19 protein-coding genes and 1 other annotated feature are annotated in these 24,009 nt (G+C 43.1%); of the genes, 16 read left to right on the top strand and 3 right to left on the bottom strand.

Features of this window, described 5'->3' with window-relative positions; all coding sequences use genetic code 11:
• Window position 1 precedes the first annotated feature (1 nt).
• The 5 genes from polA to G4417_RS04880 all read left to right on the top strand — a co-directional run bounded on the left by polA (window position 2) and on the right by G4417_RS04880 (window position 5,886).
• Window positions 2–2,758: a DNA polymerase I gene (polA, locus tag G4417_RS04900; RefSeq protein WP_173682854.1), complete on the top strand. Its 2,757-nt coding sequence runs from the start codon at window positions 2–4 to the stop codon at window positions 2,756–2,758.
• Window positions 2,758–3,360, top strand: coding sequence for a dephospho-CoA kinase (gene coaE / locus G4417_RS04895; RefSeq protein ID WP_243872076.1), 603 nt, complete (start codon window positions 2,758–2,760; stop codon window positions 3,358–3,360). The genes polA and coaE overlap by 1 nt, the downstream gene beginning before the upstream one ends.
• A complete protein-coding gene (locus G4417_RS04890; RefSeq protein WP_173682855.1) occupies window positions 3,347–4,141 on the top strand; it encodes an MBL fold metallo-hydrolase in 795 nt (264 codons plus the stop codon). The genes coaE and G4417_RS04890 overlap by 14 nt, the downstream gene beginning before the upstream one ends.
• A gap of 16 nt (window positions 4,142–4,157) precedes the next feature.
• Window positions 4,158–4,430, top strand: coding sequence for an ACT domain-containing protein (locus G4417_RS04885; RefSeq protein WP_117674729.1), 273 nt, complete (start codon window positions 4,158–4,160; stop codon window positions 4,428–4,430).
• Window positions 4,431–4,521: 91 nt separating this feature from the next.
• A complete protein-coding gene (locus tag G4417_RS04880; protein ID WP_173679666.1) occupies window positions 4,522–5,886 on the top strand; it encodes a PFL family protein in 1,365 nt (454 codons plus the stop codon).
• A 361-nt stretch (window positions 5,887–6,247) separates the two neighbouring features.
• Here the strand turns inward: G4417_RS04880 and G4417_RS04875 are convergent, their stop codons facing one another.
• Complete coding sequence (locus G4417_RS04875; RefSeq protein ID WP_173682856.1) at window positions 6,248–7,339, bottom strand: pyridoxal phosphate-dependent aminotransferase; 1,092 nt, start codon at window positions 7,337–7,339, stop codon at window positions 6,248–6,250.
• Between the two features lie 260 nt (window positions 7,340–7,599).
• Window positions 7,600–7,851 (top strand) — a binding site (T-box leader).
• Between the two features lie 244 nt (window positions 7,852–8,095).
• Between G4417_RS04875 and G4417_RS04870 the strand changes: the two genes are divergently transcribed.
• From G4417_RS04870 to G4417_RS04860, 3 genes are all read left to right on the top strand, one after another.
• Window positions 8,096–9,118, top strand: coding sequence for an ABC transporter substrate-binding protein (locus tag G4417_RS04870; protein WP_118408173.1), 1,023 nt, complete (start codon window positions 8,096–8,098; stop codon window positions 9,116–9,118).
• Between the two features lie 175 nt (window positions 9,119–9,293).
• Window positions 9,294–10,220, top strand: coding sequence for an ABC transporter permease (locus tag G4417_RS04865; protein WP_288546901.1), 927 nt, complete (start codon window positions 9,294–9,296; stop codon window positions 10,218–10,220).
• Between the two features lie 3 nt (window positions 10,221–10,223).
• Entirely contained in the window at window positions 10,224–11,018 is a 795-nt protein-coding gene (locus G4417_RS04860) for an ABC transporter ATP-binding protein (RefSeq protein ID WP_118571017.1), read from the top strand.
• A gap of 112 nt (window positions 11,019–11,130) precedes the next feature.
• Here the strand turns inward: G4417_RS04860 and G4417_RS04855 are convergent, their stop codons facing one another.
• Window positions 11,131–12,441, bottom strand: coding sequence for a nucleotidyltransferase family protein (locus G4417_RS04855; RefSeq protein WP_173682857.1), 1,311 nt, complete (start codon window positions 12,439–12,441; stop codon window positions 11,131–11,133).
• 252 nt (window positions 12,442–12,693) lie between these two features.
• On the opposite strand from G4417_RS04855, the gene pta reads away from it, so the two are divergent.
• The 7 genes from pta (at window position 12,694) to G4417_RS04820 (ending at window position 22,071) form a co-directional block, all read left to right on the top strand.
• Window positions 12,694–13,704, top strand: a complete 1,011-nt coding sequence (gene pta, locus G4417_RS04850; RefSeq protein WP_019161337.1) for a phosphate acetyltransferase — start codon at window positions 12,694–12,696, stop codon at window positions 13,702–13,704.
• A 231-nt stretch (window positions 13,705–13,935) separates the two neighbouring features.
• Window positions 13,936–15,126: an acetate/propionate family kinase gene (locus G4417_RS04845; protein WP_173682858.1), complete on the top strand. Its 1,191-nt coding sequence runs from the start codon at window positions 13,936–13,938 to the stop codon at window positions 15,124–15,126.
• A gap of 274 nt (window positions 15,127–15,400) precedes the next feature.
• Window positions 15,401–15,928 carry a YceD family protein gene (locus tag G4417_RS04840; RefSeq protein ID WP_173682859.1) on the top strand — a complete coding sequence of 176 codons (528 nt, stop codon included), beginning with the start codon at window positions 15,401–15,403 and terminating at the stop codon, window positions 15,926–15,928.
• A gap of 4 nt (window positions 15,929–15,932) precedes the next feature.
• Complete coding sequence (gene rpmF, locus G4417_RS04835) at window positions 15,933–16,115, top strand: 50S ribosomal protein L32 (RefSeq protein WP_008704709.1); 183 nt, start codon at window positions 15,933–15,935, stop codon at window positions 16,113–16,115.
• A 226-nt stretch (window positions 16,116–16,341) separates the two neighbouring features.
• Window positions 16,342–17,706, top strand: a complete 1,365-nt coding sequence (locus G4417_RS04830) for an MATE family efflux transporter (protein ID WP_173682860.1) — start codon at window positions 16,342–16,344, stop codon at window positions 17,704–17,706.
• Window positions 17,707–17,850: 144 nt separating this feature from the next.
• The gene (locus G4417_RS04825; RefSeq protein WP_173682861.1) at window positions 17,851–20,124 is read left to right on the top strand and encodes a hypothetical protein; all 2,274 of its coding nucleotides are present in this window, start codon (window positions 17,851–17,853) and stop codon (window positions 20,122–20,124) included.
• A 39-nt stretch (window positions 20,125–20,163) separates the two neighbouring features.
• The gene (locus G4417_RS04820; protein ID WP_173682862.1) at window positions 20,164–22,071 is read left to right on the top strand and encodes a sensor histidine kinase; all 1,908 of its coding nucleotides are present in this window, start codon (window positions 20,164–20,166) and stop codon (window positions 22,069–22,071) included.
• Window positions 22,072–22,103: 32 nt separating this feature from the next.
• On the opposite strand, the gene G4417_RS04815 is transcribed toward G4417_RS04820, so the two are convergent.
• Window positions 22,104–22,826, bottom strand: coding sequence for a LytR/AlgR family response regulator transcription factor (locus G4417_RS04815; RefSeq protein ID WP_173682863.1), 723 nt, complete (start codon window positions 22,824–22,826; stop codon window positions 22,104–22,106).
• A 260-nt stretch (window positions 22,827–23,086) separates the two neighbouring features.
• Between G4417_RS04815 and G4417_RS04810 the strand changes: the two genes are divergently transcribed.
• Complete coding sequence (locus G4417_RS04810) at window positions 23,087–23,896, top strand: hypothetical protein (protein WP_154780059.1); 810 nt, start codon at window positions 23,087–23,089, stop codon at window positions 23,894–23,896.
• Window positions 23,897–24,009 lie beyond the last annotated feature (113 nt).

Raw genomic sequence — 24,009 nt, 5'->3', positions numbered from 1 at the left:
TATGAGCGAAAAAATATTACTGATTGACGGACACAGCATTCTGAACAGAGCTTTTTATGGTCTGCCGGATCTTACAAATTCAGAAGGAAAACACACAGGGGCGGTATATGGTTTCCTGAATATCCTTTTTCGGACGATCGAGGAAGAGAAGCCTCAGTATCTGACGGTGGCATTTGACCTGAAGACACCGACTTTCCGTCATAAGATGTTTGAAGCATACAAGGGAACACGTAAACCCATGCCTGAAGAACTGAGAGAGCAGGTACCGCTGATCAAAGAGATGCTTACTGCAATGGGTGTGAATATTGTGACAAAAGAGGGATACGAAGCGGATGATATACTGGGAACTCTGGCCAGGAAAAGTGAAGCAGAGGGAATGGATGCGACAATCCTTTCCGGGGACAGAGATCTGCTTCAGCTTGCGACAGACAGGATTATGATCCGCCTGCCAAAGACTGTAAGAGGCAAGACTACCATAGAGGATTACCATGCACAGCAGGTGATCGAGAAATATCAGGTGACACCTCCCCAGATTATTGAGTTAAAGGCCCTGATGGGAGACAGTGCAGATAATATACCGGGAATACCGGGAGTAGGTGAGAAAACTGCCACAAAGATTATTGTGGAGTATGGAAGTATTGAGAATGCTCATGAACATCTGGAAGAACTTAAGCCAAACAGAGCCAGGGAATCAATGAGAGAACATTATGATATGGCGCAGATGAGCAAGGCTCTGGCTACGATCTGTACGGACAGTCCCATAGAGTTTTCGTATGAAAAGGCCAAACTTGGAAATCTTTATACAAAAGAAGCTTTTCTTCTCTGCAGACAACTGGAATTTAAGAATCTGCTTAATCGTTTTGATTCTGCGGCAGTACAGGAAGATACACTGGAGCAGGAATTTTTCACATGTGCAGACCTGGCAGGATGTGAAGCACTGTTTGCGAAAGCGGAAGCAGGAAAGACAACGGGTGTTTCTCTGGTTACAGAGAATGGCAGGGTATTTGGCGCAGGACTTGCGCTGAATGAAGAGGAAATTTATTATATTCCTGTGGAGGGGATGATCACAGAAGGATATCTCTGCGGGAAATTAGAAGAGCTTTTTCGTAAGGTATCTGAATATAATGCAGAGAATAATATGGAATGTAATGCAGAAGATACAAAGGGAAGTTCAGAAAAAGAGATATCTGATGTTAATGCAGACGGTACTCTGAAATATAATAAAACACATACTGTCTGTGCATTGGATGTAAAGGCATTACTCAAGTATATACAATTTGATGATCCGATGGCTGTATTTGATGCAGGCGTGGCTGCATACCTGTTGAACCCGCTGAAATCCTCCTATACCTATGATGATATGGCAAAGGAATATCTGAATGGGCGTATCTTACCTGCAAGAGAGGAACTTCTTGGAAAGAAAACAGTGGAAAAAGCATGGGAGGAAAGTGCAGAGGGACTTACAGCCTGGGGCTGCTACATGGCCTATACAGCACTTGCCTGCCGGAAACCTATGTGTGAAGCGTTGCATGATACAGGTATGTGGAATGTATATACACAGATTGAACTTCCGCTAATCTTTACTCTTGATTCCATGGAAAAATGGGGAATCAGCGTGAAGGGTGAAGAACTGAAAAGCTACGGTGAGAAACTAAGTGTACGTATCGGAGAACTGGAGAGGCAGATCTGGCAGCAGGCAGGGGAAGAATTTAATATCAATTCTCCGAAACAGATGGGAGTAATCCTGTTTGAAAAGCTTGGCCTTAAGGGCGGAAAGAAAACAAAAACAGGCTATTCTACAGCAGCAGATATTCTGGAAAAGCTTGCACCGGAGTATCCCATCGTAAAGGATATCCTGGAATACCGACAGCTCGCAAAACTGAAATCCACTTATGCAGATGGGCTGACCGGTGTGATCGCAAAAGATGGCAGAATACATTCTACATTTAATCAGACTATTACGGCAACAGGAAGGATAAGCAGTACAGAGCCGAATCTTCAGAATATCCCTGTGAGAATGGAACTTGGACGACTGATCCGTAAGGTATTTGTTCCGGAAGAGGGCTATGTATTTCTGGATGCGGACTATTCCCAGATCGAACTTCGTGTCCTGGCACATATGTCAGGGGATGAGAAACTGATCCAGGCATATAAAGAAGCTCAGGATATCCACAGACATACAGCATCAGAGGTATTCCATGTGCCTTTTGATGAGGTGACAGATCTGCAGAGGAGAAATGCCAAGGCAGTAAATTTCGGAATCGTGTATGGAATCAGTTCCTTTGGACTCAGCCAGGATTTAAGTATCACACGAAAAGAAGCAGCAGAATATATTGAAAGATATTTTGAAACTTATCCAAAGATCAAGGGATTTCTTGACGGACTGGTGGAAGAGGGAAAAGAAAAAGGATATGTGACCACCATGTTTGGCAGACGCAGGCCGATACCGGAACTGAAATCCAGTAATTTTATGCAGAGGTCTTTCGGGGAGCGTGTAGCCATGAACTCTCCAATACAGGGAACTGCGGCTGATATCATTAAAATTGCAATGAACCGTGTGTACAGACGATTAAAGACTGAGAATCTTAAATCCCGTCTTGTGCTTCAGGTACACGATGAACTTTTGATAGAGACCTGTAAAGAGGAAATCCCACAGGTTTCTGCGATTCTTGAAGAAGAGATGAAAGGTGCAGCAAAGCTTTCCGTAGAGCTGGAAGTCGATATGCATCAGGGCAATAACTGGTATGAGGCGAAGTGATGATGATAACAATAGGAATTACCGGCGGAGTGGGTGCCGGAAAAAGTACGGTGCTTGATTTTTTTGAAGAAAAATATCAGGCATATGTGATGAAAGCGGATGAGATCGGGCATCTGGTAATGGAGCCGGGGCAGTCCTGTTATGAACCGGTGATTGCATTATTTGGAAAACAAATCATAAAAAATGATAAAACTATTGACCGCAGACAGGTTTCGGATGTAGTATTTTCGCATCCGAAGCTTCTGGGAAAATTAAACCAGATCATCCATCCGGCTGTAAAACAGTATATCAGAGGACAGTTGGATGTAAAGAAACAGCAGGGACAGAAGATATGTGTGGTAGAAGCTGCACTCCTTCTGGAAGATCATTATCAGGAGTTTTGTGATACGATATGGTATATTCATACGGATGAAGAAATCCGTATCAGGAGACTGATGGAGAATCGCGGTTATACAAGAGAGAAATCAGTCAGTATCATTGCCAGCCAGGCACCGGAGGCTTTTTTCCGGGAAAATGCAGACTATGTTGTGGTAAATAACGGAGATTTTGCACAGACCAGGCAGCAGATCGAGGAAGGAATCAGAAAATATGAGACTTTGTAGCATTGCCAGCGGAAGCAGCGGAAACTGTATTTATGTGGGCTCAGACAACACCCATCTTCTGGTGGATGTAGGCATCAGCGGAAAAAAAGTAGAACAGGGATTGAATTCTCTGGAATTGACAGGAAAAGATATTAATGGTATCTTGATTACACATGAACATTCGGATCATATCAAAGGTCTGGGTGTGATCGCAAGGAAACATCAGATACCGGTTTATGCGACAGAAGGAACTGTGGAAGCTTTATCCCACATGAATCTTGGAAAAATGCCGGAGGGGATTTTTCGTGAGATACACGAAGATGAGCCTTTTGAGATTAATGATCTGACAGTGAATCCTTTTACGATCCCTCATGATGCTGCACAGCCCGTAGGATACCGGGTAGAGTGTGGAGAGCATTCTGTAGGGATTGCTACAGACCTTGGAAAATATAATGAGTACATAGTCAGTAATCTACAGAATCTGGATGCGCTTCTTCTGGAAGCAAATCATGACATCCGTATGCTGCAGGTTGGAAAATATCCCTATTATCTGAAACAGAGGATTCTTGGAGACAGGGGACATCTTTCCAATGAGAATGCAGGCAGGCTTTTATGCAGACTGCTGCATGACAATATGAAGGGGATTTTCCTTGGGCATCTGAGCAGGGAAAATAACTATGAGGAACTGGCGTATGAAACCGTCTGTTCAGAAGTAACCTTAGGTGACAACCCTTATAAGTCCCGTGATTTCAGGATCCAGGTGGCAAAAAGGGATTGCATATCAGAAGTAATTACAGTGTAGAAAGGACAAAGAACTTATGAAAAAGACAATCATCACAGTAGTAGGAAACGATACCGTAGGAATTATTGCAAAGGTTTGTACCTATCTTGCAGACAACAATGTAAACATTCTTGATATCTCCCAGACCATTGTACAGGGATATTTCAACATGATGATGGTAACAGATGCCAGCAAATGTGAAAAAGACAACGGAGTTCTTGCAAAAGAACTGGAAGCCCTTGGAGATCAGATCGGTGTAGTGATCCGCTGCCAGCATGAAGATATCTTCAATGTAATGCACAGAATCTGAGAAGATGAGAAAGCAGGTAAGCCGCTGTGAGACTTTCCTGTGTCAGATTGCCTGAAAAATGCTGAGAGAACATACAAGGGAGAAAAACAAAATGATCAATATTTTTGAAGTAAATGAAACGAATAAAATGATCGAGCAGGAGAATCTGGATGTGCGTACCATTACTATGGGTATCAGCCTTCTGGACTGTATCGACAGTGATCTTGCCATTTTGAATGAGAAAATCTATAAAAAGATCACAACCTGTGCAAAGGATCTGGTATCTACAGGAGAGGCTATTTCCGGTGAATATGGAATTCCGATCGTAAATAAAAGAATTTCCGTAACTCCGATCGCATTGATTGGCGGAGCTGCATGTAAGACAAAGGAAGATTTTGTAACTATTGCAGAAACTCTGGATAAGGCTGCCAAGGTGGTAGGCGTAAACTTTATCGGCGGTTATTCTGCACTGGTAAGCAAGGGAATGACTCCTGCTGAGAGACTTCTGATCGAATCTATCCCGCAGGCTATGGCGAAGACAGAGCGTGTCTGCAGTTCTGTAAATGTTGGATCTACACGTACAGGTATCAATATGGATGCTGTTAAGCTGATGGGTGAGATCGTTCTGGAAACAGCGAAAGCTACCAAAGATCAGGATTCCCTGGGATGTGCGAAGCTGGTTGTATTCTGTAATGCACCGGATGATAACCCGTTTATGGCAGGTGCTTTCCATGGTGTGACAGAAGCAGACACTATCATTAACGTTGGTGTCAGCGGACCTGGCGTTGTTAAGACTGCGCTGGAACAGGTCAGAGGTAAAGATTTTGAAACTCTTTGTGAGATGATCAAGCGTACTGCCTTCAAGGTAACACGTGTTGGTCAGCTGGTAGCACAGGAGGCTTCCAGACGCCTTGGTGTTAAGTTTGGTATCGTGGATCTGTCTCTGGCTCCTACTCCTGCAATTGGTGACAGTGTTGCCGAGATTCTTGAGGAGATCGGTCTGGAGCATGCAGGTGCACCGGGTACAACAGCTGCTCTTGCCCTGTTAAATGATCAGGTTAAGAAGGGTGGAGTTATGGCTTCTACAGCAGTTGGCGGTTTGAGCGGTGCATTTATTCCGGTCAGCGAGGATCAGGGTATGATCGATGCGGTGAATGCAGGGGCACTGACTCTTGAGAAGTTGGAAGCTATGACTTGTGTATGTTCTGTAGGTCTTGATATGATTGCAATTCCTGGGGATACGAAGGCTTCTACGATTGCGGGTATTATTGCGGATGAGTCTGCAATTGGTATGGTGAACCAGAAGACAACGGCGGTTCGTCTGATTCCAGTAATTGGTAAGGGAGTTGGCGAAGTGGTTGAGTTCGGTGGACTGCTTGGTTATGCACCGATCATGCCGGTGAACCAGTTCTCCTGTGATGCGTTTGTGCAGCGTGGCGGAAGGATTCCGGCACCGATCCATAGCTTTAAAAACTGATAAAAAAGGCCAGAAACTTCGGAAAAGGGGAGTTTCTGGCCTTTCTTTGTTTAAGAGGGACGCGGGGCGGAAAATATTTTGTCTGGGGTGCGGTTTCGGAGCCTAAGATATTCTAAGCCGCCAGAAATCTGCTAAAAGCATGAGCCGTCTTGTCAAACTCGCTCCGTTGCAAACTTCGCTCAGACAGTGAGGCAGACGGCTCATAACGCAGATTTCTGGTGACTAAGAATATCTAAGACTCCTGCAAATGCACCCCAGACAAAATATTTTCCGCCCCGCTGGTAGCTGGTTTTAAGCTATGATGGATTGGATTGTTTGTATTATTTTATGGAATTACTATAAATAAAAGAAATGTCCTGCTTTAAAGGGATTCCAGTATATGCAGAAGTCGGGTGTTGTCCTGGGGGTGCATGATGCAGAAGCGGATGTATTCTCCGTTCAGGCATTCGAAAGAGGAGCAGTCGCGGATCATGAGACCCTGGCGGATGCAGGCGTCGAAGACGTCCCGGGAGGTCAGGCCGGGCTTCTGGATTTTCAGGAGGAGAAAGTTGGCGTAGGCCGGGTAGGTTTTGTAAGTGGGGATATTCTCCAGTGCTTTGAGCAGGTGGGTGCGTTCTGAGAGGATGAGGTCCCGGGTATGGCGGATGTAGTTTTTGTCCTTGAGCATCAGCTCGCCGGCCAGGGCTCCCAGACTGTTGAGGGACCATGGTACCTGTTTTTCTTTCATTTTTTTGAGAAATTCCAGGTTCCCGGTGATTCCGTAGCCAAGACGCATACCTGGAGCTGCGTAGAATTTTGATACGCCGCGCAGAATCATAAGGTTCGTGAATTCTCTGGTAAGGCTGACAGCAGTGATCTCATTGATATCCGGGGCAAATTCTACATAAGTTTCGTCGATCATCACGAAAATGTTCCGCTCATTGCAGAAGGAAACGATTCTGCGCAGGTCATTTATGCTAATTGCAGATGAGGTAGGATTATTTGGGTTGCAGAGGATGAGAAAATCGTATTTTCCATCCAGAGTCCGGCAAAAGTCATCTACATCGAGAACAAAGTTATCCTCTTCGCGCAGGTGGTAGTATTCCTGAGTGCTTCCGGAGAAGGAGAGTTCCCTGGAGTATTCTGAATAGGTCGGACCCAGGATAAGGGTATGCTTTGGATTTCGTTCCTGTATCAGCAGTGCGATCAGTTCGCTGGAACCATTTCCCGGCAGGATGAATTCAGCAGGAATATTACAATATTCTGAAATTGTGCTGCGAAGTGAAGTATAATCTCTGTCTGGATAAGAAGACAGGATATCCAGCCGCCCTGCAAGCTGTTCCTTTACATGCTCGGAAAGCCCCAGCGGATTTACATTAGCCCCAAACTTCACAATTTCCTCCGGCTTAAGCTGATAGACCTCACATATTTTCTCAATATCACTCCCATGAAAAACCATTTTTGCTGTTGACATATAATATCCCTCATTTCTATATAATCTAATCTATATAAACTTAAAATCACCACATAGCAGATCTTTTCTGAACATTATTTTAACACCTATCACATAGTTCTGTAAACATCACTGTTTACACATTGCTATCCATTACTATCCTGAAATATACAGGCAAAAAAGGAAATATATGTTAATCCGCCAGTATACAGCGAAGGAATGGGAAAAAATAAAAAATAAACCTCTTGACATATCTGCATTAGCGTGGTAAAGTAAACACAACAAAACCGATGAGAAAGAAGAGTAAACAACCAAGAATCATTCCAGAGAACGGCAATTGGTGGGAAGCCGTATGAAACTGATTGTTGAATGGCCTTTCGAGGGCGGTCCGAAATCTTGATAAGTGTGAGAGTAGGCACCGACGGGAACCGAACCCGTTATAAATCAGGAGTGTATGTTTGTACATGAGAAAGTGGACGATTCGTCAATTTGAGTGGTACCGCGATAATAAGATTCTTATTACCGTCTCAAGCAACAGATAGCTTGTGGCGGATTTTTTTATATATAAAGAGAATCTGTTATATGGCACCCCCTGTAATGCAGGAAAATCTGCTGATGGCAGGTGGGTATCACAGCAGTTGACACATCCGGGAAAAAGAGGAATCCGGGGAGTTCTTTCTCACAGACAGTAACAAGGGATTGACAAACATCCCTGAGACTATGGCAGTTAAAAGATCATGAACTGCTAAATAAGATGTAGAGAGAGGAAAAAAGACTATGAAAAAAAGAGTATTAGCAATCGCAGCAACAGCAATGGCAACTATGATGATGGCATCACCGGTTATGGCACAGGATTTCAAGATCGGTATCTGCAATTATGTAGATGACGCTTCCTTGAATCAGATAGTAGACAACATCCAGTCCCATCTGGAAGAAATCGGCAAGGAAAAAGACGTAAATTTTGATGTGTCCTATGATAACTGTAATGCAGATGCCAATGTTATGGAACAGATCATTTCTGATTTTCAGGCTGATAATGTAGATTTGATGGTAGGTATTGCAACACCTGTAGCAATGCGTATGCAGTCCGCAACAGAAGGAACCGATATACCGGTTGTATTTTCCGCAGTGTCTGATCCTGTAGGAAGCGGTCTTGTAGAGGATCTGGATGCACCTGGAGCAAACATTACAGGTACAAGCGATTATCTGGATACAGCATCCATCATGAAACTGATCCAGGCAGTGAACCCGGATGTAAAGAAAATCGGACTTTTATACGATATCGGACAGGATTCTTCTACAACAGCCATCCAGGAAGCCAAGGATTATCTGGATAAAGAAGGCATCGAATATGTAGAGCGTACAGGTACCACAACAGATGAGGTACAGCTTGCAGCAGATGCACTGGTGGCAGATGGCGTAGATGCAGTATTCACACCAACTGACAACACAATTATGACAGCAGAGCTTTCTATCTATGAGAAATTCATTGATGCAGGTATCCCACAGTATACAGGAGCTGACTCCTTTGCACTAAACGGTGCATTTGTCGGATATGGTGTTGATTATGCAAACCTTGGACAGAAGACAGCAGATATGATCGCAGACATCCTTATGAATGATGCAGATCCTGCAACAACATCTGTTGAAACTTTTGATAATGGTACTGCAACAGTAAACACAGAAACCTGCGAGGGACTTGGACTTGATCTTGAAACTGTTAAAAAAGATTTCGAGCCGTTATGCACACAGGTAAATGAGATCGTTACAGCAGAGAGTTTTGATGATGTAGAGAAATAATAAGGATATTCGGACAGCATTTTGAATAAATTCAGAATAAGTTCTGGGTTTATGGAATCCATTGTGCCGATTGAAAAGACGGATATATTTTCTGGATTAAAATGAACAGCAGCAGATATTTTCTGTTGCTGTTCATTGAATGTAATAAAATAAATACAAATTGGAGGAAATCATCGTGACTATTGCGACTATACTCTCTCTTGGAGAGACCGCACTGAAACTTGGCCTGATCTGTTCATTGACAGTTCTTGCCCTGTTTCTCAGTTATTCCATGCTGAATGTCTGTGACCTTTCCACTGATGGCTGTTTCACACTGGGAGCAGCAGTGGGAGCAGCAGTGGCAGTCAGCGGACATCCTTTTTTATCAATTTTTGCAGCTATGGCTGCAGGTGTATGCTCGGGCTTTGTGACAGCCATACTTCAGACAAAGCTGGGTGTTGACAGTCTTCTTGCAGGAATTATCGTTAATACGGCTCTTTATTCTGTGAATATTGCAGTGATGGGAGGTTCCTCCCTGATCAATATGAACAGAACAGAGACGGTATTTTCCATGATGAAAGAAACATTGAAAAGTACACCGCTGAAAGGAAGAGGAGATATTGTAGTTGCTTTCATTGCAGTAGCCATTGTGATTGTCTTCCTTGTATTTTTCTTAAGGACAAGACTTGGTCTGGCAATCAGGGCAACAGGAAATAATGCAGATATGGTAAAATCCTCATCTATTAATCCGGTATTTACTACGATTGTAGGTCTCTGTGTTGCCAACTCCTTCACAGCACTTTCCGGATGTCTTCTGTCTCAGTCACAGAAATCTGTAGATATCAATATCGGACAGGGAATGGTTACCATCGCGCTGGCTTCCCTGCTGATCGGTGGTACGATTCTTGGCAGAGGTGGAATTTTCGTGAGAGCTGTTGGCATGGTACTTGGATCTTTTATTTTCCGTCTGGTATATACCGTTGCACTGAGATTCAATATGCCGGCATTTATGCTGAAACTGGTATCTTCTGTGATCGTTGTACTGGCTATTTCAGGCCCATATCTGAAGAAACAGTGGCCGCAGATTAAGAGAAGAATGACTCACAGGAAAGGAGTACAGTGATTTATGCTGAAGATAGAACATATTTCCAAGACTTTTAATCCGGGTACGGTAAACGAGAAACAGGCCATCAGAGATTTATCCCTGAATCTGGAGAAGGGCGATTTTGCAACGATCATCGGTTCCAATGGAGCTGGTAAATCCACTCTGTTTAATGCGATCTGTGGAGATTTTCTTACAGATTCCGGTGTGATCATGCTGGATGGACAGGACATTACTTTTATGCCCCAGCATGTACGTGCAAAGACCATCGGTCGCCTGTATCAGGATCCTATGAGGGGAACTGCACCTGGAATGACTATAGAAGAGAATCTGGCACTTGCAGCAGGGAAAGGCGGATGGCTTTCCCATGTGTCCAGACAGGAGAAAGAACGATTCCATGAAGAACTGAAGCTTCTGGATATCGGACTTGAGAAGCGTATGACTCAGCCGGTAGGACTTCTTTCCGGCGGACAGAGACAGGCGCTGACACTTCTCATGGCAACCATGAATCCGCCCAAGCTTCTGCTTCTGGATGAGCATACAGCAGCCCTTGACCCGGGCACAGCAGAGAAGGTGCTGAATCTTACGAAACGAATTGTAGAGGAACATCAGCTTACCTGTCTGATGATCACCCACAATATGCAGTCGGCCCTTGATCTGGGAAATCGTATTCTGATGATGGATTCCGGAAACATTGTGCTGGATATCCATGAAGAAGAAAAGAAAGGCCTGACAGTGGAAGGTCTTCTGGAGAAGTTTAAGACAGGTGCCGGTAAGATGCTGGATAATGACCGTATTCTTCTTTCCGGAGAGAAATAAACATAATAAATAGGGCTTAAACTGAATTGAGTAAGTCCCCACCCGCTAAGAAAGTTGCAAAAGTAACAGAGCGTGGGTGGGGACTTGTTTTATTATAAGCAGAGTCAAAGGGCTATAGGATAATGATCTGTTTCTGCGATTCGTGACAGAATTTTCTGCCGGTTTTCAGACAAAGGAGTTTTTCGTATAAATTGGAAGAAAAAACAGTTTCAGATAAAATCTGATTTCCTTCATTGTCCAAAAAATTTTGGGCGTCCGCAAGCTTGGTAATAAGAGGAATTCGGCTGTGCTGCTTGATCTGGCTTAGCAGTTCACTGCTTTCCCTGCGGAAACCAAGAACCCTGGCAAAGGGAATCTGAGTGGGTGCAGTGTGGATATTTAATATAATATGAAGCAATGCCCTCTGTATCCTTGTCTGAGTCAGCTCTTTGGTTTTTAAAACAGATACAGACTGGGAAAAGGACAACAGAAGATTTTGCTGATTTATGATCCGTCGGGCGAGATCATCGGAAACATCCATATAGGAAGAAAGGCTTTTCACATTCTCCTTCATAAGGCAGTAGGAGAGGATAGAGTCCAGAGAATTTTCTGTGAGAAATTCACCGGAATTTACAGCTTCCTGAAAAACAGGAAAAGCCTGTCCCGGAATCTGGGGTGCCAGGGAATCCGGATCAGGGGAATCCTGAAGAATCAGGTTCCGTATAGCAGTTGCAGATGCAAAGAAATCAGTGGGTGACTGTAAATCCGGGGAGGCTACTGTGGAATTTTCATCAGGGACAGTGGTTTCATGATATCCCATTCCCTCCCTGCGGATGGTGACAGGTCGGATCTTGCTGTTCAGGCGAAGAAGTGCCTTGCAATATTCGATTCCCAGAATATTATTCGGTGTATTCAGGATCTGTGTGACTTCATTTAACAGAGGAGTAAGTACCCCGTCAAAATCGTCACCATTGAAGTTGCGCGGATTTTTAAAATATTCTGTCAATGCCTGGCTTCTGGCAGCGGGAAAAGTCAGACCTTCGCTTAAAAAGCTTTTCAACAGTTTCTTATATTCTTCAGGTTCTTCTACAAGGATCTCAGCCAGTTCTTTCAGTGCACTGATCTCCCCTGACTCACTTCCAAAGCAGAGTATATCAACAACACCAAGGCTGTCTAACAGGGAAACACCCCCCATTGCAAAGGCTTCTGCACTTGCTGTAGAGATGGATACCGGCATTTCAAGTACAAGGTCAGCACCACACCGCAGAGCCATTTCTGCACGTGCGTGTTTGGAGGTGAGAGCAGGAGTGCCGCGCTGCACATAATCTCCGCTCATGGCAACAATAACGTAGTCTGCTTTTAACCTTTCCTTTGTATACCTGATTTGATATTCATGTCCTTTGTGAAAAGGATTATATTCTGCAATAATTCCTGCTGTTTTCATAAATTTACACAGATGCTCCTTCCTGAAATTTTGTAGAGTTCTCTTTTTTTAACCATATTGCATCTTAAAAAAAACTTTTTTATGTCATATTCTACCATTCAGATGCTTGAAATACAAGGCTTCAGGAGGTATAATGAAGACAGCGCAGAAAACAGATTACTGTTCACTGTATATATTCGGTGAATGGTAATGACATCTGGTATACAGATATTGTGATATCAGAACTGCTATATGAAAGGAGCCATTTTAATCATGGGATTTATTGACACACTCAAAGAGAGAGCAAAAGCAAACGTAAAAACAATCGTACTTCCGGAGACAGAAGATAAGAGAACTCTGGCAGCTACAGAGAAAATTTTAAAAGAAGGAATTGCAAAGGTTATCCTTGTTGGTAACGAAGAAGCTGTTAAAAAGAGTGCAGCTGAAGACGGATATGACATTTCCGGCGCACAGATCGTAGATCCTGCTACATCAGAGAAAACACAGGGATACATTGACAAGTTAGTAGAATTAAGACAGAAAAAAGGCATGACACCGGATCAGGCTAAAGAGATTCTTCTTAACCAGTATCTGTACTATGGTGTAATGATGGTAAAAATGGGCGATGCAGACGGTATGGTATCCGGTGCATGTCACTCTACAGCTGATACCTTAAGACCATGTCTTCAGATTCTGAAAACAAAACCAGGTACAAAACTTGTATCCGCATTCTTCTTAATGGTAGTTCCAAACTGCGAATACGGCGCAAACGGTGCATTTGTATTTGCTGATTCCGGTCTGAACCAGAACCCGACTTCAGAAGAACTTGCAGCAATCGCAGCATCTTCTGCAGAATCCTTCGAACTTCTTGTTCAGGAGAAACCAATCGTTGCAATGCTTTCACACTCCACTAAAGGCAGTGCAAAACATGCTGACGTAGATAAAGTTGTAGAAGCTACAAAGATCGCAAAAGAGCAGAATCCGGAACTTGCACTTGACGGAGAATTCCAGCTTGACGCAGCTATCGTTCCAAGCGTAGGCGCATCCAAAGCTCCTGGAAGCGAAGTAGCCGGTAAAGCTAACGTACTTGTATTCCCAGACCTTGATGCAGGTAACATCGGATACAAACTTGTACAGCGTCTTGCAAAAGCAGAAGCTTACGGACCTGTAACCCAGGGTATCGCTAAACCTGTAAATGACCTGTCCCGTGGATGCTCTGCAGACGATATCGTTGGTGTGGTAGCTATCACAGCAGTACAGTGCCAGGCTGACGACAACAAATAAGATTTCAGTCAGACCGTAAAACGGACTGAGAATTATTTCATTGACTACATAATGTTAAAGGCATCGGAGGAGATATTTCTGATTCTGATGCCTTTGATATCATTACTCATATTTCCCTGGAAATGATGAGAATAATATTATAATATGAAAGGAAAAGCTGACAGAAATATTCGAAGACTTGTGTCAGGATTATGGACAGTATTCGAAATTTGTTGCCGGCAGAATATGAAAATGAACGTATTAGTAATCAACTGTGGAAGTTCATCCCTTAAATATCAGCTGATCAACTCTGATTCAGAAGCAGTTCTTGCAAAAGGTCTCTGCGAGAGAATCGGTATCGATGGAAGATTAGTATATCAGAAAACAGGCTGTGACAAAGAGATCACAGAAGCTCCTATGCCTACACATAAAGAAGCAATCCAGATGGTTCTGGATGCCCTTACAAATGACAAAACAGGCGCTATCGGAAGCCTGAAAGAAGTAAACGCTGTTGGACACCGTGTTGTACATGGTGGTGAGAAATTTGCCAAATCTGTAGTGATCACAGATGAAGTAATCGCAGCAGTAGAAGAATGCAATGACCTTGCACCACTTCATAACCCTGCAAACCTGATCGGTATCCGTGTATGCTCCGAGCTTATGCCGGGTGTACCTCAGGTAGCAGTATTCGATACAGCTTTCCATCAGACAATGCCTGCAAAAGCATATCTCTATGGTCTTCCGATCGAATATTACAAGAACTACAAAGTAAGAAGATATGGTTTCCACGGAACATCCCACAGCTTTGTTTCCAAACGTGCTGTTGAATTCCTTGGTCTTGACAAAGATAACTCCAAAGTTATCGTCTGCCACCTTGGAAACGGTTCTTCCATCAGTGCTGTTGTAAACGGTGAGTGTGTTGATACAACAATGGGTCTTACTCCACTTGAAGGTGTTGTTATGGGAACACGTTCCGGTAACATTGATCCTGCTATTATGGAATTCATTGCTAAGAAAGAGAACCTTGACATCGCAGGTATGATGAATGTTCTCAATAAGAAATCCGGTCTTCTTGGATTATCCGGCGGATTATCCAGTGACTTCCGTGACCTGAACGATGCAGCTCAGAGCGGAAACGAAGATGCAGCTAACGCAATCGATGTTCTCTGCTATGGTATCGCTAAATTTGTTGGCGGATATGTTGCAGCTATGAACGGTGTAGATGCCATCGTATTTACAGCAGGTATCGGCGAGAATGCTATTCCTGTACGTGAGAAAGTTGTAAGCTATCTTGGATACCTTGGAGTTACACTTGACAAAGAAGCTAACGGAGTTCGCGGAGAAGAGATCGTTATCTCTACACCGGATTCCAAAGTTAAAGTTGCTGTAATTCCTACAAACGAAGAACTTGCAATCTGCAGAGAGACAGTAGCTCTGGTTTAATTTTCACAGATAATAAAGTGTCTGTTTTGTGTCCAAACGAGAGAAATATAACTGGATAAAAGTTATATTTATATAGAAGGGAAGGGTGCATCTGTCAGGAGCACCCTTCTTTGTGCCCGTAAGGCATGTGGAAATTACCTGATAATAATGCCGCCGGATGATAAAATACTTCGTAAAGGAATATTACTTGACAAAATGTGAAATTTTTCTAATTTATCGTTGACAAAAGCAGAGGCGGTATGTATAATAAAACAAGTGTGGATAGGAGAAAAGTATGCAGATACATTTATCAGATATTTCATCCAGTGAAGGAATGCGTATTCAGAAGACTGCAGAGTTTGGAATGGATACGATCACCTTTCAGTCAGGAAGCTTTCCGGTACTTGCAAAAGAACCCATAGAGCTTACGATCACGAATACAGGTGATAGAAATCTTGAAATCAGAGGAACGGGTAAGATTACCGTAGGTATTCCCTGTGACAGATGTCTGGAAGAGGTTTCAATAGAGATTCCTTTGGAGATTGAGCGAAAACTTGATATGAAGCTTACGGATGAAGACCGTGTGAATGATCTGGACGAAAGTTCTTATCTCACAGGTATGGACCTGGATGTGGACCAGCTGGTCTATCTTGAGGTACTGATGAGCTGGCCTTTGAAGGTTTTATGTAGAGAAGACTGCAAAGGAATCTGTAGCCAGTGCGGGAAAAACCTCAATGACGGTCCCTGTGGATGCGTCGAGGAACCTAAGGATCCCCGTATGGCAGCTATCAGTGATATATTTAGTAAATTTAAGGAGGTGTAACATAATGTCCATCTGTCCGAAGAATAAATCTTCCAAAGCAAGACGCGATAAGAGAAGAGCAAACTGGAAAATGAGCGCTCCGAACCTTGTAAAATGCAGCAAATGTGGCGAACTGATGATGCCGCACAGAGTATGCAAAGCTTGCGGAAGCTACAACAAAAAGGAAATCATTAAAGTTGAAGACTAATTTTTAATGGTTGCAAAGTATGGCAGGTTCTCCCGTTTGGGATGCCTGCTTTTTTGTGCATTATTTTATGTTATAGGAAATTACTCTGTAATGTTCCGGAATTGCTATAAAATTCTGTGTAGCGCGAAACGGTTTGCCGGGCAGCGTGGACAGTAACTGCAGATGATCCATATAAAGATAAAGACAGTGGATACATCTGAACATTATAATGGATGAGGAAAAAGTAATGAATGAGAAGGAGAAGGTAAATCAGATCACAGAAGGTGTGATCTGGAAACAGCTGCTGTTATTTTTCTTTCCTATTGTATTTGGAACATTTTTTCAGCAAATTTATAATACGGCAGATACTATTGTTGTAGGCCGTTTCGTAGGAAAACAGGCACTTGCTGCAGTTGGAGGTTCTGCCAGTCAGATCGCCAATCTGATCGTTGGCTTTTTTGTAGGGCTTTCCTCAGGGGCAGCAGTTGTGATCTCGCAGTTTTATGGGGCAAAAGATAAGAAGAATCTGAGTAAGGCACTGCATACAGCATTTGCATTCTCCATTGCAGCGGGAATTGTTCTTACTGTAGTGGGGATTTTTCTGACCAGACCTGCATTGCTGCTTATGAAGACACCTGCAGATGTAGTAGAGGACTCTGCAGTGTATCTTCATATTTATTTTGGCGGAATGGTTTTTAACCTGGTTTATAATATGGGAGCAGCCATCCTGCGTGCAGTAGGAGACTCCAAAAGACCACTGTATGTTCTGATCATTACTTGTGTGCTGAACATTATTCTTGATCTGCTGTTTGTGGTTGCGTTTGGCATGGGTGTGACAGGAGTAGCTGTTGCTACAGTTACTTCTCAGGTGATCAGTGCGCTGATCGTAACAGTAATGCTTCTGAAAACCAGAGAGATATATGTGCTGAAGATCAATCAGATCCGTTTTGACAGAAGAATGCTGTTTTCAGTTCTGAGAATCGGTATTCCGGCAGGTCTGGAATCTGTAATGTATAATATTTCCAATATTGTGATACAGGTATTTGTAAATAATCTGGGAACTGACACAGTGGCGGCATGGGGAACTCTTGGGAAAATCGATGCTCTTTTCTGGATGGTGATCAATGCGTTTGCAATTTCCATTACTACCTTTGTGGGACAGAATTTCGGAGCTGGCAAATATCATCGTATGCGAAAGAGTGTGAGTGTCTGCATGGTCATGAGTATGGTCAGTTCTGCGGTGATGATCATTTTGATGTATTCATTTGCTCCCTGGATTTATCGTCTGTTTACCACAGACAGCGCAGTGATCGTTCATGGTGTTCATATGAGTCGTTTTTTGCTGCCGTCCTATTTCATTTATGTAATCATAGGAATTTTGTCCGGGGCACTGAGGGGTACCGGAAAGGTTCTGGTGCCTATGCTCCTTACCTGTGGCGGTGTGTGTTCCCTGAGAATCCTGTGGCTTTTTACAGCCGGACAGATGTACCCGGGAATTAATACGATCATGCTCAGTTATCCGGTTTCATGGAGTATTACGGCGGTGCTGTTTGTTGTATACTATTTCATGAAATTCCCTGGAAAGGAAAAGGCAGAGCATTTCCGGAGATAGAAACAGTAACGCCATTTTTCATGAAAAAATGCAGTTTATCCTATGTCTGTTGATGGAATCAGGAAAATAAGGTAAGCTAAAGACAGATGTCAGACAGGTGACAGACAGGTGACGATTCCTGGTGTCATAGTGATGGAGAATACTATGAGAAAAGAAAAGCGTATATTTTTGATCTTGATGATAGGTATCTGTCTGTCCGGGATGCTTATCATAAAAAAAACGACGGTCATCAGCGGGCAGGAAAATACGGTCAGCCACGTGACTGCACCCAAAGATATTCCTGCTGTGGCAGTGGAGATAAATAAAAGCAGTGAAGGCATTTGTGATAAGCTGTCAGAGATAACCTATACTGTTTATACAGACTCAGATATCCTGCATATTCCGGTTCTGTGGGATGTTTCTGCTGTCAATATGGAGCTTCCGGGTGTTTATACTGTAAAGGGAACATTGAAACTGCCCCGGGGATATGATCTCGGGGAAATCAATAGTCCGCAGGTGCAGACTACAGTTTCGATTCAGTATCCGGGAAGGCCGGAGATCAATACTTATTACAGGCTGACAGCAGCCGGACTCTATATTTTTCCATGGCTGGAAAGAGAAGATGCAGATTCTATGGAAGCTTATCTGAAAAAGGATAACGGGCAGTGGATGAATCTTACAGAGGAAGGGTTTGCCCTTTGCAGCGAGGATGGTCTGTATGTCTCCAATCAGAGCATGGTTGTGGGAAATACGTATTCGTTGATGGTAGTTTATGGCGATGGACAGAGACAGACCGGTACTCTGCGCTTTCGGTATCAAAAGGATGGCAGTCTTAAAGTATACAGTTACCAGTACAGTCAACTTGGAAATACGGGAAGCCCTGCAAAACGTATTCGTTCTTATAATGCAAAAGATGAGAAATATCTGAGCAGATGTGCTGCCTATGCAGTAGAAACCGGCAGCAGTCTGGAAAAAATAGAAGAAGATCTGAAAGAAAGTGTCAGACTTCGCGTCAGCACTGCTGAGAAATTCGAGAATACAGCAGAAAACCCTGAGATTATTCTGGAGTCTTCCTGGGATATGAGTCAGGCTGATCTTACGAAACAGGGCGTTTGTAAACTCATCGGTACATTTGTGGTGCCGGAAGGATATCAGTTAGCTGAGAATCTGGCACTGCCAAAGGCATATGCCTATCTTTCCGTACAGAAAAGGGGAAATCCGCAGATTGATACTTACAGTATGCCTGTAGTGGATCTGGTAGAGTTTCCGATGCTTATGGCAGATTTTTCAGCAGAAGAACTTCAGAATGTGCAGGTTTATATACGTGAGAATAAAGGGAGTTATCAGAAGCTGGACAGAGAACTGGCGGAAGTAACATCCGGAGGGATACAGCTTTACTGCCGGGAAGTACTGAAAAAAGGAAATAATTACGATATCTGTGCGGTTTATGAAACAGGGAGTACAGGGATTTATTCTTTTCTGTATAATGAGGATTTTATTGTGAACGAATACTGGCATGAGAGAAACTTTTCAGACAGAGATGAGAAAAATCTTCCAGCTATTGTGCAGAAGGCCCCGGGGCAGACGGTTACGTCGGTGCCTTCCGTAGAAGGAATGGAATCTCCGGATACTAAAGAGAATTATTATGAAGAAAGTTCCGGCGAAACTTCGGATAATAGCAGAAGCTCCGGGCAGAAAACTTCAGCAGGAGAGATAAAAGCAACTGATTCCGGAACAACATCGGATTTTGATGCTGCAGATAGTACGGTAACTGAGCTGAGTACAGATACTATCACAGCAATCAGCGGTCAGAGACTGCTTCTGATGTTACAGCAAAATGGAATCGTCAGATTTGAAAAGCAGGGAATTTCTGTGACGATTCTGCCTGAGACGATAAATACCTGGAAAGTGGCAGCGAATGATGAAATCCAGATGAGAATAGAGAAAACTGCAGAATCTGCTTTTTCCCTGAGAATTCTTGTAAGAGGAGAGGAAGTAACGGAAATTCCGGGAAGTAAAGCGGAATTTCAGACTTCTGTATTTGGAGAAATTTCATCTCCGGAGACTGTGACAGTTGCGGATACACAGGGAAATTTGTGTGCGGTAACCTGGCAGGAAAAACAGAAGATTCTGCGGGTTGAGATAGAGAAGACAGGAGATTATTTCATCTCAGAAGCTTCTGTCAGTGGGCAGGCAGATAAAACAGAGACAGATTTGACAGAAGCTTCAGTATCAGACGCAGATACCGTTGAAAGCGCAGAAGTGGTTTCTGATGGGGAAGCGGACAGCACTATGGCAAAAGAGGTAAATGCAGAAGGATTATCAGAAAAACAGAAAATGGAAACCGGAAAAATCTGTGGATTGTTGAGCGTTGTAGCAGTCGGACTGATTTTGCTCCTGATTCTGAGAAAAAAGCGAAATAACATAAGAAACAGATAGAATAAGAATACACCTGTGGACAAAAAGGAGGTGGCAGCAATGAAGAAAAACCGGAAATATTCATTGATACTTGTAGCAGCTGTGTTTGCCCTGTCCATGGGTGTGTTCTTTTTGCTTTACTGCTTTGACAACAAATATACGGCAAAAGGTGACCGTGCAATACAGGGGATTCTTTATATACAGGAGGATTCTGTACATTATCTGACAGGAGAATGGGAATATTATCCTAATCTGCTGCTGACACCCCGAGAACTTGAGGAACATAAAGAAGAGTACTACAGCCGTTATATTTCCATAGGAGAATATGGTGGCATGGATCTTGGAGATGAGGATAAATCTCCTTTTGGAAGCGGAACATATCGGCTGACATTGGTGCTTCCTGAGAAGGAAAAACGATATGCAATAGGTCTTGTTGAAGTATTTTCTTCTTATAATCTGTATGTAAACGGAAATCTGATCGGACAGGTGGGAAATCCGGATCCGGAGAATTATAAGGAACAGATACAGAACAGAGTTTTTACATTTGAGGGAAAAGGAACTGTGGAGATGATGATCTCTGTGACAGACTGGCATTCAGTATCCTCCGGCATTCAGTTTGTACCGGTATTTGGCTCTCCTTTGCAGGTGAATCTGATCAGAGGTTTGTCGATTGTGGGTGATGCAGTATATCTGGCGCTTACATTTTTTGTTTTTCTTTTTGCAGTTTATATGTTTGTGCGTACAAAAAAGACGGAGCTTTGCTTTTTTGCCCTGCTTTGCGTCTGTGTTATAGGATATAGTTTCTATCCTGTCCTTCACGCATTTGTCCCTGTAAAAGTGCAGCCCAGTTATGGACTGGAAACTTTATTTTATTATCTGATGTTTGCATGTGTTGTGGCTGTGCAGCAGAAAATCCTTTGTGATGAAGGACGTTTTCCGGAAATTCTGGCAGTTATCCTTGCGGCGGCAGGTGTTTTGATTTTTGCGGCAGAATTGTTCTGTTCCGGGATTCAGTCTGCAGGCGGTCTTTATCTGATTTCAGGGATTACGGAAATTATGAAATGGTTTTCGGCAGCTTATCTGATGTTCAGAAGTGTGAAGGATATACAGCAGAAATACAACAGTGTTCTTCTGGTGGGAATTACTGCCTATGCTTCATCTCTGGCAGCAGACAGAATATGGAAAGCCTATGAGCCGATCGTAGGAGGATGGTTTACGGAATTTGGATCTGCAGTGCTTATTTTCTGTGTGGGTCTGACTTTGTGGATAGAGCTTGCCAATGCCTACAGATTCCAGTTAACCTATGGGGAATACAGCCGTCAGATGGAGCAGAAGCTTCTGATGCAGAAACAGCATTACGAAGAGCTTACACAGAAGATGGATGAGATCAGCAAAATGCGCCATGATATGCGTCATCATCTCCGCACAGTCATGGCTTATGCACAGCAGGAAAAATATGAAGAACTGATGAAGTATCTGCAGGAGTATGCTTCTGTTATGACAAAAGAGGAAAAAACAGTCTGTTATTGCAGAAATATGGCAGTAGATGCGGTCATCCATTTCTATGCCGGTGAACTGAAGCAGAGAGGGATTTTGCTTGAACATGATATGATGCTTCCGAAAAATATCAGCATTTCAGATACTGATTTATGCAAGATTTACGGGAATCTTCTGGAGAATGCTGTGGATGCAGTGGCAGAACAGTCGCGGGAAAAGAATCCTTATGTAAAGATCCTTACAAAGATTAAGAATAAAAAACTGCTGATAGAAATTTCCAATACGTACACAAATAAAATACAGAGAAAAGAAGACAGATTTTATTCGACAAAACATGAAGGCTTTGGGATTGGGACTGCATCTGTGTCAGAGGTGGTACAGAAAGCCGGGGGTTATGTGACCTTCTGTACAGAAGATGGTGTATTTAAAGTTAATATTTTCCTGCCTGTAAAAACAGCAGCAGAAGTATAAGGGGTATATCAGGAATACTTATTGTAAGATGATTATTTATCGGAATCTGATGAAAATAAGTATTCCAGATATGCTTTTTTTATGGCATTGGAGCCGCGTTTGCGTACAGTGACAAGTTCCCGGCTGTCCATGAGAAATCCTTCCTCGGTGACCTCCTCGATATGATCCATATTTACGATACAGCCCCTGTAGCAGGAAAGAAAGCATTTCATACCGTCAAGAATCTCCTCAAATTTCTGGAAAGTCATGTAAGAGCGTATGATACCGGCATCTGTTGTATGTACCTGAATGGCATTGCGGTAAGTATCTACATAGAGAATGCTGCGTACCGGAATCTTTACAGGAGTTCGGTCAGAAATCAGTTCGATGTATCTGGAATTCTGGGACTGTCTGAGCTGGATCGTGGAAAGGATACGGCACAATTTTTCCGGATCAAAGGGTTTCAGCAGATAGTAGGATGCCTGGACATCGTAGCTTTCTACAGCATAGGCATCACTGCTTGTAATGAAGATCAGAGCGGCAGTGTCTTTTGCATCGCGCAATTTTCTGGCTGCATCCATACCGGTCATGGTGCCCATGTAAATGTCCATAATGATCAGGTCATAAAAGCCTGGAGAATATTTTGCGAAAAAGGACTCTGCACTGGAATACAGACAGATGTCTGCGGATGTGTTCCGGGATTCGTAGTAAGAAGAGACAACAGATTTTATCTGCCGCAGATCTTCTTTTGAATCATCAAGGATTGCAATATTCAAAAAGAGTACCTCCTGATAAACTGCAAAGCAGTTATTTGGTGTAGAGCTGAGTGACAAAGCGGATTGCGAATGTCCGCCTTGCAATATAGTTTGTATTTTAGACTATTTGGAAAGATTATTCAAGGATTACTGTAACCATATTTCATGGAAAATGTCATTTAATCCCATATATATTGAAAATGATGTCAGAATTTCATATAGTAAGGTTATGGAAATTCAGTAAAAAAGACTTACATTTTAAAGAAGGGATGGTAACAACTATGAAGAACTGGAAAAAATTAATGGCAGGTTTCTGTGTGGCGGCTATGTTAGGTTCTGTGGTTGCTCCGGTATGGGCAGCAGATGACGCAGCAGAAGAAGAGGCAGACGGAGATGTTGCGGATGTATCAGAAGCAATGTTGGGTCTGTGGAAGGACAGTGCGGGAGATATTTACGGATTCTATAAAGATAATTCGTTTTTTGGCCAGTGGAAGGATGAAGAGCAGGATGTTCTTGGCGTATATGCTCTGAGTTCAGACGGAGAATATACAGCTCTGGTAATGCAGTTCGCAAATGACGACGGCACGTATGATGATGAAAATATGGTAACTTATCTGGTGCAGGCAAATGAGGAAGAGAATCTTCTGGAACTTTATGATCCGGACAGTCTGGACCTGACTGCAACCCTGGAGCCTTATGAGGCAGACGGTGATGAGTCGGATTACAATCAGACTTATCAGGATATGGGTGATATCCTGACAGAGTGTTATTCCGGCGAAACAGAAGCGGGTGAGACTTTTATTTATGCAGCTAATGAGGATGGAACTTTCTGCTCAGTACTTGTGATCGATCAGGATGATAACTATGTAAGCTTTGTTGGTGAAGGTACTTTTGATGAAGAGAATGGTACTGTGACGATTACTGATGAAGTTTCTGAGATGGCACTTACTTTTGGCGTGGCAGTGAATGATGATGATACACTGACACTGGATATGGGTGATCTTGGAAGCGCTACTGTAGAGGAAGCTACGCTGGCGGTTGCTGTGCAGGGACTGAAGTATGCAGTTGAGAATGGAACTGAGATGAACTGATGAATCCTTTTTTATAAAAAACAGGGATGAGAATGCTCCTTTCCGGGTGATGCCCGGGGAGGAGTTTTTTCGTGCTTCCGGGAATGGGGATAAGTAATAATTAAAAAGCAGAT

The organism is Blautia wexlerae (genome assembly GCF_013300825.1).
GTDB lineage: Bacteria > Bacillota > Clostridia > Lachnospirales > Lachnospiraceae > Blautia_A > Blautia_A wexlerae_B.
The sequence above is the reverse complement of the archived record's forward strand: the minus strand, read 5'-3'. Positions and strand labels throughout refer to the sequence as shown.

Excerpts from the sequence above, each read along its gene's own strand:
- G4417_RS04840 (WP_173682859.1), top strand. The coding sequence starts at position 15,401 with ATGCAGATACATTTATCAGATATTTCATCCAGTGAAGGAATGCGTATT.
- G4417_RS04885 (WP_117674729.1), top strand. The coding sequence starts at position 4,158 with ATGAAAAAGACAATCATCACAGTAGTAGGAAACGATACCGTAGGAATT.
- G4417_RS04860 (WP_118571017.1), top strand. The coding sequence starts at position 10,224 with ATGCTGAAGATAGAACATATTTCCAAGACTTTTAATCCGGGTACGGTA.
- polA (WP_173682854.1), top strand. The coding sequence starts at position 2 with ATGAGCGAAAAAATATTACTGATTGACGGACACAGCATTCTGAACAGA.
- G4417_RS04870 (WP_118408173.1), top strand. The coding sequence starts at position 8,096 with ATGAAAAAAAGAGTATTAGCAATCGCAGCAACAGCAATGGCAACTATG.
- G4417_RS04825 (WP_173682861.1), top strand. The coding sequence starts at position 17,851 with ATGAGAAAAGAAAAGCGTATATTTTTGATCTTGATGATAGGTATCTGT.
- pta (WP_019161337.1), top strand. The coding sequence starts at position 12,694 with ATGGGATTTATTGACACACTCAAAGAGAGAGCAAAAGCAAACGTAAAA.
- coaE (WP_243872076.1), top strand. The coding sequence starts at position 2,758 with ATGATGATAACAATAGGAATTACCGGCGGAGTGGGTGCCGGAAAAAGT.
- rpmF (WP_008704709.1), top strand. The coding sequence starts at position 15,933 with ATGTCCATCTGTCCGAAGAATAAATCTTCCAAAGCAAGACGCGATAAG.
- G4417_RS04820 (WP_173682862.1), top strand. The coding sequence starts at position 20,164 with ATGAAGAAAAACCGGAAATATTCATTGATACTTGTAGCAGCTGTGTTT.
- G4417_RS04830 (WP_173682860.1), top strand. The coding sequence starts at position 16,342 with ATGAATGAGAAGGAGAAGGTAAATCAGATCACAGAAGGTGTGATCTGG.
- G4417_RS04890 (WP_173682855.1), top strand. The coding sequence starts at position 3,347 with ATGAGACTTTGTAGCATTGCCAGCGGAAGCAGCGGAAACTGTATTTAT.
- G4417_RS04855 (WP_173682857.1), bottom strand. The coding sequence starts at position 12,441 with ATGAAAACAGCAGGAATTATTGCAGAATATAATCCTTTTCACAAAGGA.
- G4417_RS04880 (WP_173679666.1), top strand. The coding sequence starts at position 4,522 with ATGATCAATATTTTTGAAGTAAATGAAACGAATAAAATGATCGAGCAG.
- G4417_RS04845 (WP_173682858.1), top strand. The coding sequence starts at position 13,936 with ATGAACGTATTAGTAATCAACTGTGGAAGTTCATCCCTTAAATATCAG.
- G4417_RS04810 (WP_154780059.1), top strand. The coding sequence starts at position 23,087 with ATGAAGAACTGGAAAAAATTAATGGCAGGTTTCTGTGTGGCGGCTATG.
- G4417_RS04875 (WP_173682856.1), bottom strand. The coding sequence starts at position 7,339 with ATGTCAACAGCAAAAATGGTTTTTCATGGGAGTGATATTGAGAAAATA.